The sequence below is a fragment of the Prevotella sp. E13-17 genome (genome assembly GCF_022024035.1).
Lineage (GTDB): Bacteria > Bacteroidota > Bacteroidia > Bacteroidales > Bacteroidaceae > Prevotella.
The window spans coordinates 2,398,911-2,412,448 of record NZ_CP091787.1 but is presented as its reverse complement, the minus strand read 5'-3'; the positions used below and the strand labels follow the sequence as shown (position 1 = coordinate 2,412,448).

Annotated in this window: 8 protein-coding genes; 5 read left to right on the top strand and 3 right to left on the bottom strand. The window is 48.1% G+C overall.

What is annotated here, in order from left to right; translation table 11 throughout:
- Window positions 1–13 precede the first annotated feature (13 nt).
- The 3 genes from L6472_RS09800 to L6472_RS09790 all read right to left on the bottom strand — a co-directional run bounded on the left by L6472_RS09800 (window position 14) and on the right by L6472_RS09790 (window position 4,205).
- Complete coding sequence (locus L6472_RS09800; protein WP_237804617.1) at window positions 14–1,741, bottom strand: PAS domain-containing sensor histidine kinase; 1,728 nt, start codon at window positions 1,739–1,741, stop codon at window positions 14–16.
- The gene (locus L6472_RS09795) at window positions 1,738–3,564 is read right to left on the bottom strand and encodes an ATP-binding protein (RefSeq protein WP_237804615.1); all 1,827 of its coding nucleotides are present in this window, start codon (window positions 3,562–3,564) and stop codon (window positions 1,738–1,740) included. The genes L6472_RS09800 and L6472_RS09795 overlap by 4 nt, the downstream gene beginning before the upstream one ends.
- A gap of 182 nt (window positions 3,565–3,746) precedes the next feature.
- Window positions 3,747–4,205: a T9SS type A sorting domain-containing protein gene (locus tag L6472_RS09790; protein WP_237804613.1), complete on the bottom strand. Its 459-nt coding sequence runs from the start codon at window positions 4,203–4,205 to the stop codon at window positions 3,747–3,749.
- 146 nt (window positions 4,206–4,351) lie between these two features.
- Here L6472_RS09790 and frr point away from each other — a divergent pair, with 146 nt between their 5' ends.
- The 5 genes from frr (at window position 4,352) to L6472_RS09765 (ending at window position 13,466) form a co-directional block, all read left to right on the top strand.
- Window positions 4,352–4,912: a ribosome recycling factor gene (frr, locus tag L6472_RS09785; protein ID WP_237804611.1), complete on the top strand. Its 561-nt coding sequence runs from the start codon at window positions 4,352–4,354 to the stop codon at window positions 4,910–4,912.
- Window positions 4,912–5,832 carry a ribosome small subunit-dependent GTPase A gene (rsgA, locus tag L6472_RS09780; RefSeq protein WP_237804609.1) on the top strand — a complete coding sequence of 307 codons (921 nt, stop codon included), beginning with the start codon at window positions 4,912–4,914 and terminating at the stop codon, window positions 5,830–5,832. The genes frr and rsgA overlap by 1 nt, the downstream gene beginning before the upstream one ends.
- Window positions 5,833–5,896: 64 nt before the next feature.
- Complete coding sequence (locus L6472_RS09775) at window positions 5,897–6,688, top strand: RNA methyltransferase (protein WP_237804607.1); 792 nt, start codon at window positions 5,897–5,899, stop codon at window positions 6,686–6,688.
- Between the two features lie 35 nt (window positions 6,689–6,723).
- Window positions 6,724–9,174, top strand: a complete 2,451-nt coding sequence (locus tag L6472_RS09770; RefSeq protein ID WP_237804605.1) for a prolyl oligopeptidase family serine peptidase — start codon at window positions 6,724–6,726, stop codon at window positions 9,172–9,174.
- Window positions 9,175–9,437: 263 nt separating this feature from the next.
- Window positions 9,438–13,466 carry a hypothetical protein gene (locus L6472_RS09765; protein WP_237804603.1) on the top strand — a complete coding sequence of 1,343 codons (4,029 nt, stop codon included), beginning with the start codon at window positions 9,438–9,440 and terminating at the stop codon, window positions 13,464–13,466.
- The last annotated feature ends 72 nt before the right edge of the window (window positions 13,467–13,538 follow it).

Sequence of the window (13,538 nt, the reverse complement as noted above, 5' to 3'; positions counted from 1 at the left end):
ATTATTACTACGGTCATCCTTTCAGTTGACAAGGTATCCATAGCCAGAACGTAGAGCCGTGGCCCTCGCCCTCACTTGTGACACCGATATCTCCATTGCAGCGTTCGGCAATGCTCTTGCTGATGCTCAGTCCCAGGCCTGTGCCCTGTACGAAGTCGTTGAGCTTGACGAAGCGCTTGAATACATCTGCTTGTTTTTCTTTCGGAATGCCTGCCCCCGTGTCTTCACAGTAGATGTAAAGTCCTCTCTCGCTGTCGGCAGGCTTGTTAGGACAGGTGGTGTATTGATAGCCCACCTTGATATGTCCCTCTTTAGTGTATTTCACAGCGTTGGTCACAAAGTTGGTGACCACCTGCTGGATACGTCCTTTGTCGATGCAGGTGTTGAATGACTGATAAGCGTTTTCAGCGATAAATGTCACATTGGGATTCTGCACACGCTGTCGCAGGGTCTCGCAGATATCGTTGAATGCCACTGCAAAGTCAACGTCTTCCGGATGGATGGATTGCGGTCCCTGATTCATGTCGGACGCTTCGAGGATGTCGTCGATGAGTCGCATCAGCATGTCGCAGTTATTGCGGATGATGCGAATGAACTCTTTGCGGTCTTCAGGCTCATCGACCATCTGCAGCAAGTCAGAGAATCCCACGATGGCATTCAGCGGTGTGCGTATCTCGTGGGTCATATTGGCCAGAAAGACACTCTTCAGTCGGCCAGAATTCTCGGCACGCAGGGTCTCCTCTTTCAATTTCTCCTGAGCCTCCATGAGTCCACTCACGTCTTTCACGATGCCCATGTAGCCTGTTCTTTCCCCCTTCTCGTCGTAGAAAGGTACGCCGCTGATCAAGTACCAGCCAGACTGGTCGTCGAGGAATGTACGGTCGAAGAGATGTATCGTGTTGAGTGGTTCATCACTATTCAATAGCTCTTTCAGAGCCTTGGCAGCTTGTGCACGCTGCGATATGTTGATGGTAGAGATATACTCTTCGAAAGTTTCTGTATAGCCTTTGTCGCGCAGCGATTGCGAGAAGTGTATGATACCCTCTTTGTCGATGGTGTGCCATACAAACATTTTGCTGCTTTCCAGCAAATAGCGTAGCTCGCTCTCGTATTCCATGATGGTGCTATTGGCCTCCTGCAATTCCTTGTCGCGATGCTGTTGCTCAAGATACGTTCTGCGTTCGTCGGTGATGTCGCGTGCGGCAAACATATAGAACGCTTTGTTACCCTCGTTGTCAAATACAGGACGAATCTTTGCCTCGATAAACTGGTCAATGCCAATCTCAGGCTGATACATGTGCTGGCATACGTGAAACTCCTCTGTTCTGTCACGTTTAAAGTCCTTGATGAGATGAGGGGTGTCGAACATGTTGACATGGAGGTAGTAGGTGTCGCCCTTCTCATCAAAGTGGCACAGCTTGCGCATGGCATTGTTTACCTCTATTAGTTTGCCGTCAGGCGTATAGAACGACATGGCCGCGAGGGTACTCTCGAAAGCCCTTTGGTAGTTTTCTCCAAGCTCTGCTAATGAGGTGTCGAGATGCTCTTCTTCTTCATTGTCGAAAGACTCATGGTGCTTCACATAAAGTGTTAATGCCTTCAGTAGCTGATTTTGGGCTGTGACGATGCTAAATCGCCTGTTCACGATGAAGAAGGTCATCGCCAGAATGAATATCATCACAAAAACCATCAGAATGTTGATGGTGATGAATGAAGAGAATATGGAATCCAACAATATCATAGCGAAGCCTTTCTTTCAATGGTTATTGCATTACATGGTAGGGTGATCACTACAGATGTTCCCTTTTCGTCTTCCGAATAAACACTGATAGTGCCCCCCATCTGTTGGAGTAACTCCTTGCAGATGGCCAGTTCGAGGCCCGTGCCTTTGTTCGTGCCTAATACAAATCGTTCGAAGATGCGTGGCAGGTCCTCCTTTTTGATGCCACGTCCAGTGTCTTCGATAGTGATAAACAGTTTGCCGTCGATATAGTCGTAGCGGGCGCTGATAGAGCCATGGTCGGTATAGGTGGTTGCGTTCTCAATGATCTTACGGATGACATACCCCACTTGTGTGTCGTCGATATCCACGAAGAGCTGGTTGTAGGGCTGCTCAATATTGAATTTCACACCTTCTTTCATGTGGCCGTTCCATCCTTCGTAGCAGTGTTCTTCAAATGACTTGCTGAAATCCGTCGGCTTCGGATTGATCTCAATCATCTTGGCATCCAGTCTTGAGAGGAACAGGATGTCGTTGATGAGCCGCAACAAATGAGCCGAGCTGTTCTTGATTTCTTCGATGAACACACTTTCGTCTTCGGGTGATGCTGCCGCATTGAAGAGTTCGGCAAAGCCAACCACTGTGTTCAGCGGTGTGCGAATCTCGTGACTCATGTTGCGCAGGAACGCATTCTTGATGCTCTCCACCTCCTGTGCACGTGCCGTCTCAATGGCAAGCAGATGCTCGGTCCATTTGGTCTGGCTTACGTCTCGGCAGATGCCAAAGTAAGACTTGACGGCACCATTCTCGTCGAAGACAGGCAGCAGGTCGAACTGTAGGTACAGCACCTCTGTACCCTTGTTGCGAATGATGGTCTTGACATTCGTAGTGATAGGTTTAGGTGTTTTGTTGTCGAGCATCTTAAAGGCGTGCGTGAGAACACGTTTGTCGGCATCGTCAACAAATACCATACAGCGCACCTGAGTCAGTGTATAGAGCTCCTTGTGATTGCCATCAAAGATCGTTAAGTCGTGGGTGGTTGGTGAATACTTGATGATGCGCAGACCACCCATTTGCAGAATGTAGTCTATATTGCTGATGTAGTTCGTAATCTCCTTGTTGACCACATCAAGTTGCTGTGTCCCTTCTTTCAGCTTTCTGAACGCATGCACGAACTCGCCCATGTCTCTTCCAGTGCAGAATATGTATTTCAAGTTGCCGTTTTCGTCGAAGATAGGCTTGAGTTGTATTTCAATATATACGGGATCACGATTGGGCTGAGGGTGTGCAATGCAGCAGACATGCACCTCGTGTTGCTTGACGATGTCAATGATGTCCTCGCCAAAGCTGTCCATGACAGTGATGTTGCTGGCCCTGAGCTCCTCGCGTGTCATGCGCAGGATTTTAGCAAACTCCTCGTTGGCATCAATCATGGTGCCATCTGGCGCAAAGATTGCCAGCCCAGAAAAAGACGAATCAAAGATGTTCTGATAGCGCAGCAGCACTTCCTTCTCATAGTTGATGCGCTGGTGCTTTTTGGTGATGTCGCGACGCGCACCAAAGATCAGGTATGGCTTGCCGTTGGGATATCGGTATAACGACAGCTCCAAATTGAAATAGCGGGTTTCTTTCTTCTCGTCAGATGTGTCTTCATCCTTGATGAACAGCGTCACCTTCTCTTCCTGATTGTTGATGAGTCGGCCGAAAGCCTCGTTGATGCGTGTGAAGTCGTCGTGCAGGTAATCGCGCGCAAACTCCAATGCCTTTATCATCTTGCCTGGACGACCGTCATTGTCAATCCACGAAAACGTCTGTCGGTCCACATGATACACCCAAATTTTCATTTTTAGAGGTGATAAGATTTCGGACAGACTGCTTGACATGTTTGCGTTTTCCTGTCTTTTCTGCACTCCTTTCCGATGCAAATAGAAGAGGTAGCCTCCTATTGAAAAGAACAAAAGAAGGCAGATGACGTTAATGATGAAAGGTGTTAGTAGCAAGGTGTTTTTAGTTATTTAAAGGTTTTCTACTTGTTGAGTATTTTTTTTGCCTCGTTTCCAATCTTAACGATATAGACGCCCTTTTTCAGCGAGCTGACGCTGAGCGTGACAGATTCGTTGGCTTTAAAAATCTCCTCACCTTTCAAATTGTAAAGTGTGCAACGCTCACCGTTGGCAATCTCAATACGCAAGGTGCCATCGCGCAGTTCACACTTCGAAGCCATGTCCTGTGTGGCAATGCTGTTGAGCCCGCCATCCGAGAAAAACATCTTCGACAACCCAGAAAGTGGCAGACGCTGTGAAGTGCCATCGGTCATGGTGAAAATCATGTCGGAGGCATCGAATGTGATCTTGTTAATCTTGCTCACCTCAAAATTGCTGGCAGAGCCATTCTGACTAACGGTCAGATAGACAAAATTGTCGGCCATCATTTGGGCGCTGACTGTGAGCAGCAGTGCTGCAATTAAACTTCTTAAAACCTTCATAACTTTCGACTATTTTGTGGCAAAGATATATATTATTTTGGAAAAATAGTACATTTCCTTTGTTTTTTTACAAAAAAAAATCCTTTTTGTTGCTCAATCAAAATAAAACCACTAAATTTGTCAACAGAAAATTAAATCAAATAATTATGATAGACGTTAAAGAGACATTGAGTAAAAGTGAAGAGCGCATGGAGATGGCTGCGATGTTCTTGGAGGAAGAATTGAGCCGCATTCGTGCCGGACGTGCCAACGTGGCCATCCTTGATGGCGTGCGTGTGGAGTCATATGGAAGCAGAGTACCACTGAATCAGGTGGCCACGGTGAACTGTCCCGATGCACGAACCATCGCCATCAAACCTTGGGACCGCAAGCAGATTCGTGATATTGAGAAGGCCATCATGGACAGCGATGTCGGTATCACCCCAGAGAACAATGGCGAGGTGATTCGACTGGCACTTCCTCAGCCCACAGAAGAGCGTCGTCGTGACTTGGTGAAGCAGTGCAATAAGATAGCCGAGAAGGCAAAGGTGGAGGTGCGCAATGTGCGTGCCGACGTGAAGGATAAGCTGAAGAAGGCCATCAAGGACGGTCTGAGCGAAGACAACGAGAAGGATGCCGAGGCAGAGTTGCAGAAGTTGCACGACAAATATATCAAGAAGCTCGATGAGCTGATTGAGGCTAAGAACAAGGAGATTATGACGGTTTAATGAAAGGACTGGTCATTAAGAATACTGGCAGCTGGTACACCGTCCGCATGGACGATGGCCAGCTGCTTGATTGTAAGATAAAGGGTAATTTCCGTCTGAAGGGCATTCGCACCACCAACCCCGTTGCTGTGGGCGACCGTGTGGAGGTGAATGGCGAAGGATGGATTGTTGAGATAGCGGACCGCCGCAACTATATTATCCGCAAGAGTATTAATTTATCGAAGCAGAGTCATATTCTTGCGGCTAATGTTGACCAGGCTTTCCTGATTGTAACAATTAGTAAACCAGAAACTTCAACCACTTTTATTGATCGTTTTCTCGCATCGGCTGAGGCTTATAGTGTCCCTGTGGTATTGGTGTTTAACAAGACAGACCTGCTGGATGCCGATGAGTTGCGTTATCAACAGATGATGGTAACGCTCTACGAGACTGTCGGTTATGAGTGTCGTCAGATTTCGGCCTGTCGAGGTGATGGTGTAGAAGACCTGCGACAGATGCTGAATGGCAAGGTGACACTGTTGAGCGGCAATAGTGGTGTGGGCAAGTCAACACTGATAAACCGACTGGCGCCCCATGCCAACCTGCGCACCTCGGAGATCAGCGATGCACACAATACGGGTATGCACACCACGACGTTCAGTGAGATGATTCCCATCGCCCCCTCTGGATACTTAATTGATACGCCGGGTATCAAAGGATTTGGTACCTTCGACATGGAGCCCGAAGAGATTACGGGTTATTTCAAGGACATCTTCCGCTTTTCGAAAGACTGTCGATTCTCAAATTGTACGCATACGCACGAGCCTGGTTGCGCCGTGCTCGAAGCCTTGGAAAATCACTACATTGCAGAAAGTCGCTATCAGTCGTATCTCTCGATGCTCAACGATAAGGAAGAGGGAAAATATAGAGCGGCACAGTGATGTGCGGCTGCGCCGCAAGATGAGAGATGAGAGATGAGAGATGAGAATTGAGAGGTGAGAGGTTATGATTATTGAAGTTTCTTCGTTGAATGATGCGGGACTGGAGGTGTTCGGGAAGTTGACCGAAGCGCAGTTGCGCAATGTTCTGGATCCTGAAAAGGGGATGTTTATTGCTGAGAGCCCGAAGGTGATCAGGGTGGCGCTGGACGCGGGGTATGTGCCTGTGTCGCTGCTTTGCGAACGCCGACATATCACGGGGGATGCGGCTGATATCATTGCACGATGTGGCGATATACCTGTCTATACGGGTGAGCGCGAACTGCTGGCGCAGTTGACGGGCTACACCTTGACACGTGGTGTGTTGTGTGCCATGCGCCGTCAGCCTGCATGCTCGATGGCGCGTGTGCTCGATGGCGCCCGTCGGGTGGTAGTCATTGATGGGGTGGTGGACACGACAAACATCGGGGCCATCTTCCGTTCGGCAGCAGCTTTGGGCATTGATGCCGTGCTGCTGACAAGGAATGCCTGCGACCCTTTGAACCGACGTGCCGTGCGTGTGTCGATGGGGTCGGTCTTTCTGGTGCCTTGGACCTGGCTGGATAGCTATGACGAGCTGAAGACTATGGGCTTCAAGACTGTGGCGATGGCGCTGACCGACAAGTCGATAGCCCTCGACGATCCCAGGCTGAAAGCAGAGACTCGGTTGGCCATCGTGATGGGAACAGAGGGCGACGGATTGCCCAAGGACACCATTGCCAGCACCGATTATGTGGTGCGCATCCCGATGGCCCATGGCGTGGACTCCCTGAATGTGGCTGCCGCAGCAGCTGTGGCTTTCTGGGAACTTGGAAAATAGCATCAGACTAATACAAAAAATAAAATAGAAAAGCAATGATGAATCGCAAGATTGTGTTTGCCATGCTGCTGTTGAGTATGGCAGCATCGGCACAGGTGAAGACCGACGTGAAGGCCTTCAACCTGGCAGGTCCCTTTGCGGTGAAGACACCGCAGTGCATGGACTCTGTGAATGTGAAAGGTGATAAGTTTGACGAGAAAACCCTTCTCAACGAGCTGGCCTTGGGAAGTCAGCCTCTCACCACCTTCGAGGGTCATGTGTTGCCCTCGTTGGCAGACAGCAAGAGTGTGGGTGTGCTTAGCTTCTACGTGAACAACAGCGACTATACCAAGGGATCCATCCACGTGAAAGGTCCCAAGAACTATCAGGTCTATGTTGATGGTCAAGAGGTGAAGGGCGAGGTGAAACTGGCCCCCGAGCACCACGAGGTGGCTGTACGTTTTCTGGCTCAGCCAGCCGATAGTGACAGCATCCACGTGACCATGGACATGACCCGTGCGCTGACACCTGTGCTCAGCAAGCAACATCCCTACATGGTACACGACCTGACCGATGGCAAGCGCGTGCGCAGCGTCTCGCTATCGGCAGACGGTCAGTATGTGATGGTGGCCTATCAGACCACGGCCCGTGGTGGCAACAGCCAGTGGAGCTACGAGCTGCGCGACGTGAAGAGCCAGCGTCTGCTGTCGCGCCCCACGTCGATGGGCAGGTGGATGCCGCGCACCTGTGCCTACATCGAAGAAGAGTATCAGGGCAACAAGCGCGTGCTCTATCAGGTCAATCCTCTGACCGGGCAGCGCAGGCAGTGGGCTTATGACATTCCACGCGATGACTATACCATCAGTCCCACGGAGGATTTCCTGATTTTCACCTGTCAGGAAGAAGGTCCCAAGGAGGATGCCGACGTCTATCAGGTGCTGGAGATGGACGACCGTCAGCCAGGCTGGCGCTCACGATACTACCTGAAACGCTACGACATAGCCAGCGGATTGTGTCAGCGCATCACCTTTGGACGTCAGACCACCTACCTGTCGGACATCTCGCAAGACGGTAAAAAACTGTTGGTCGTGTCTTCATATTCCCGTCTGGCCAAGCGTCCTACCGAGGTGCAAGATGTGTTTGTCATCGATGCACAGACGCTGCAGACCGACACCCTGATGCAGTGTGAGGGATTCTTGGGTGGCGGCACCTTTTCGCCCGACGGGAGGCAGATCCTGTTCAGTGGCAGCCCCGAAGCCTTCAACCGCATCGGTTGTCAGTTGGCTGCCGACGTGACGCCCAGTATGACCGAGAACGAACTCTTCCTCTATGATATCGCCACGAAGCAGGTGAAGCCCCTGACCAAGGACTTCGACCCCTCGGTGACAGGCCATGTCGTTTGGTCGTCGGTAGATGAAAAGGTCTATTTCCGTGCTGAGTGTCGCGACTATGTCTATCTCTATCAGCTCAATCCCCAGAACGGTCAGATCAAGAGAATGCCCGTGACGGGTGATAACATCTACCGTTATGACATGGCATCGCATGCCGCCACCGTGGCTTATCTCTCCTATAAGACCATGGAACCAGCCTCTGCCTATGTAGCTTCTGTCGCCAACATCTTCAAGAAGGCAAAAGACAGCCAGCTGTTTGACGGTCGCGAGGCCCTGGGAGATGCAGAGTTGGGCACCTGTGAGGACTGGAACTACACCAACTCAAAGGGAGACACGGTCTATGGTCGTCTCTATCTGCCCAAAGACTTCGATGCCACAAAGAAGTATCCCATGATTGTCTATTATTATGGTGGTTGTTCGCCCACCAGCCGTTATTTCGAGTCGCCTTATGCCCCTCAGTACTGGAACTCGCTGGGTTATGTGGCCTACATCGTAGAACCCAGCGGCGCCACCGGATTCGGTCAGGAGTGGGCTTCGCGCCATGTCAACACCGCTGGTCATGGGCCTGCCGAAGACATCATCGAGGGCGTGAAGCAGATTTGTGCTGCTCATCCCTTCATCAATGCCGAGAAAGTGGGATGTATGGGCGCTTCGTATGGCGGTTTCATGACACAATATCTGCAGACGCAGACTGACATCTTTGCCGCTGCCGTCAGTCATGCCGGCATTGCCAACCACACCAGCTACTGGGGACAGGGCTATTGGGGCTACAACTACAGCGAGGTGTCGATGGCCAACAGCTATCCCTGGAGCCACCGACAGTTGTATGTTGACCAGTCGCCACTGTTCAATGCCGACAAGATTCACACCCCGTTGCTGTTGCTTCATGGCGATGCCGACACCAATGTCCCTCTGGTAGAGAGTCTGCAGATGTTCACCGCGCTCAAGCTGTTGGGCCGCGAGGTGGCTCTGGTTCAGGTGAAAGGTGAGAACCATCACATCCTGGACTATGCCAAGAAAGAGAAGTGGTTGGCCACCCAGATGGCGTGGTTTGCCAAATGGCTGAAAGACGACTCCACATGGTGGGATGCGCTTTATCCCCAAAAGAACCTTTAAGCACTAAATCCTTGGATTTTGTCCAAAAAACGGCAAATTATATCCTTGGATTTTGTCAGAAAGTGATAAAAATCATTGATAAAGAACATAAAATGAAATAGGGCGAAAGAAAAATTTTCGTCCTATTTTTGTTTTTTATGGCAATTTTATTTGGTCATATCATAAAAATATCCTATTTTTGCAACTGATAGATGTGATATCTAACGTACTAATTACTAAAACGTTAAGAATAACTTATTACTAACTAACAATACTAACTATTTATGAGAAGACTAAAACTATTAATGGCTATTTGCGCCCTATTTGTTGGGGGTGGCAATTTGGCATGGGCAGATCCTAATCCGGGTGATGATATGACTTCGTATATCACCAATCCTACTTTTACGGACAATGCTGATGGATGGACAATTACAGGTCAGGCTCGCTATTACAATGGAAAAGGTTTCGATGGTACTACCAATTTTATTGAACTTACAAATTGGGGCTCGTCTTGGGATGCTACTATCAGCCAGACAGTAACAAGTTTACCAAATGGTTATTATCAGGTACAAGCGGCAGCTCAAATGTCAAATGCTTCCGATCTTTGGATGAAATTGATTGCCAATGGAGCTGAAAGCTACTTTAGCCGCAATGGTGACACAAATGGTAATATTCTTGCTAATGGTACAGAAACAGCTATTGGTTCAGGTGTAGCAGGTTGGCGTTATACTAGAGTTATAGCCAAAGTTACTGATGGCACATTGGCAATTTCTTGTGCCGGTCATTCTGATATTAATGCGCGTTGGGCCAATTTTGATGCTGTAACATTAACATTCTTAGGAACGGAGATTGCGCCAGGTTCTGATGTTACGGAGTTTATCAGTAACTGGGACTTCTGGGGGTGTTTTAACGATTCTTTTAATGGTTGGACTATAAACAAAGATGGTGGTAACTCATGGGTTCATGGAAATACCGCTATAGAACACTGGTGTGACAATCATGCTAGATACTTCGACTATTACCAAACTGTGACGGGTCTGCCTGATGGCAGATATACTCTTTCTGCATCTATGTGGAATACACAAGGAACCCCCAATGGCAATAGTGGCGTCTATGCTACAAATAATTCTAGTGTTACGGTTTTTGCCGGCGTTACGGATGATTGCGGTGATAGTGATCTTCATACATATACAACTGATGGTATTTTCGTCAATGATGGAGAATTGCGTGTTGGTGTAAAGAACAACGGTGCAAGAAGCACTAATTGGTTTGGTGTCGATTGGATTAAAATGACCTATATTGGCAAGGTTGTTCAAGACTACGCAGAGGAACTTCCTGCTGGCGGCGCTATGGCTGCTGACACATGGTATTACTTTGATATTGCCGTTGCCGGCGACAACTATAATGCTACAGCTACGGATCTTAGCAAAATTATCTGTACAACCGATGGTTATACACTAACTACTGCCACTACAGGTGGTGTCACACTCGTTGCCGAGAATAATTCACTCTCTGTTACACGTTACTATGTTAAGTCTGTAGGTGCAGCTAATAACCTCGTGGTTGCTCCGGCTTCCTATACCTATACTGTTGGTTCGGCAACTGCTGACAAGACATATATCCAGCCTGGTAATACTGTTACGGTTAGCTATCAGGATCTGGTGACGAGTAATCCAGGCGCAGTTCTCACCAAGGATTTCAGTGGCGTCACTTTCGATGGTGATGCAATAGCAGTTACCCCAACGTCTAATGGTTTCAGTTTCGAGGTACCATCAGGTCTTGCAGTAGGCACCGCCTTCACGCTTGCTATTCCTGCAAATGCTATTGGTTATGCTGTTGGTAGTACATATAATGAGGCTCAGAACATTACCTTGACAACTCCAGCAATATATGATGGAACATATTATATGTACAATACTTATACAAACTCTTATATCAGTCGTGCTGGTGCCTATAACACACAGGCTGTGCTCGACAACTGGGGACTGGCATTCAAGGTTGCCACTGACGGAAACAACAACACACAACTCAGATACTTCGACAGTGAATTGTATTTGGGCGACGATGGATTCTGTTATGGTGACTGTACTGACAGTAGAATCCGCAATTTCAACGTAACGAAAGTTGCCGGCGGTTACAAGTTCCTGAACACCAACAACAGCAAATATCTTGCAGCTAATAGTGGAGCTACTGTTGCTGATGCTGTTGAAGGAGTTAATCTGCTAGGTACGTCAAATATCTGGTCACTTGAAAGCACCGCTTCTCATGTTGACAATTACACGGCCAATGCAAACACACAGTCAATCAACGCTGCTACTGCTGCTGGCATGGCAGGTATCACAACGAAGGCTGCACTTGATTCTGAATTAGCAACTAATTATGTAGAGACATCTATTACTATTACAGGTTCTAAGGCTGAGAAATACCAAGTTTATCCTGGTAATCAATCAGATAGTGGTCCAGTGACTTATTATTCAGAGACTGTGGAGAATCTGGAGCCAGGTCTTTATAAACTGAGCGTCGATGCTTTCCAGCGTGCAGCAAGCAATGTCAAGGTATCTGCAGCAGACGGTGCACGTGGTATCACTTACCTTTATGCAGGCGATGCAAAGACACAGCTTAAGTCAGTGATGGATTATGGAGCAAATGATGCATATGCAAGTGATTATTCTTTTGGTGGCAAACACTATCCTAATAACGAATCTTCTGCTTATACAGCCCTTGCAACAGGTAACTATAGTAATGAGGTATATGTATATGTAGCAGATGGAGGAAGTGGTACAGGAAGTTTGGAGATTGGTATTAAGAATCCTTCACGCCCAGGTGCTAACTGTGGCACATGGACAGTTTATGACAACTGGACTCTGACTTACTACGAGCCAAAGGCAACCGCTTCAGAGAAGACAGCCCTTTCTGATGCCATTGCTGCTGCCGAGGCTAAGACTCTTGGATTTGAAGATGGTGAATATGCACCTTATAATAACGTTGATGCTCTCACTAAACTTGCTGCAGCCAAGGCTGTTAATCCAGAGACCGTATCAGGAAAGAATGTAGTTGCTGCTACCACTGCTCTGACTGGCACTACATGGACTGCTAATGTTGCCGAGGTGAATGCTATTTATAATGGTGACTTTGCTCTATCTGAAAACGATGGTACTATGGATGGTTGGAAAACTGACCATTCTGCTGGTATAGGTGGAGCATATCATGCACGAGCATTTGTTCTGACTTCTGGTCAAGGTAACTACGATAATCTTGCTGTATTCAATCAGGGTGATGGTACCCGTTCTTGCGCATACTTCCGTTTTGATGGTACTAATAGTGCGAAAACTACTATTTATACATATGGCGAGACGGTAGGCTATACAATACCTCTCAAAAATACTGTTTATCGTATGACTGCACAAGTAGGTGGCTGGGGACAGGTAGACAAGGATGTTACTATTCAGATTGCGAAAGAAAATGGTGACATTGTTAAAGAAAAGACTGTTCATACACCTAATGTAGCTGTGAGCTCAGGAGGTTCAGTTGTTGCTGTAAACTTCGTATTCGAAGTTGAGGATGGAAACTACAAAGTTTTCTTGAAGAACGGTTCGGTAAGCGCCGATAATGCCATTGCTGTTTCTAACATTGAACTGAAGAAGGCTGTAGCAGACGTTGTTTCTATCAACGAGGGAGTTGACTATACTCCAGCTGCTTCTGACTACGCAGATGTTACCCTGACTCGTACACTCTCTAACACCAACTGGAATACGTTTGTGGTTCCGTTCGACATTGACAATGCTACGCTTACGGCTAAGTTCGGTACTGTAGAGGTGGCTGAATATGCTGAGGCAAGTGCTGATGCTCAGAATGCTACGGTTAGCTTTACAAAGATGGCTACGCCTGCTATTACTGCTAACACGCCTGTGCTGCTGAAGACTTCTACTGCTCCTGCTTCTGTTACCTTCAATGGTGTGCAGGTGAAGACAGGTGAGGCTAAGGTGGCTGGAACCAACTTCGACTTCGTGGGTTCTTATGACGCAAGCAAGTTTGTTAAGACTGGTGACTACTACATCTATCAGAACAAGATCTATAAGTCGGCTAAGGATGATGGTACCTTCATCAAGGGTACTCGTGCTTACATCGAGGCTAAGACTATGGGCGCTCGCATCGTGGACTTCACCATCGATGGTGTGACATCGGGTATTCGTGACCTCAATGCTGACCTCTCTGAAAGTGAGGGCGTTGTTTACAACCTGAACGGTCAGAAGGTACAGAGCGTGAAGAACGGTGTATTCGTCAAGAATGGCAAGAAGGTCGTGGTTAAGTGAGAGAAACAATGAGCTTGCTCAAATGTTTCCGAACGCGAACGAGCTCGAGCGAAGCTCAAGGTCGTGGTTAAG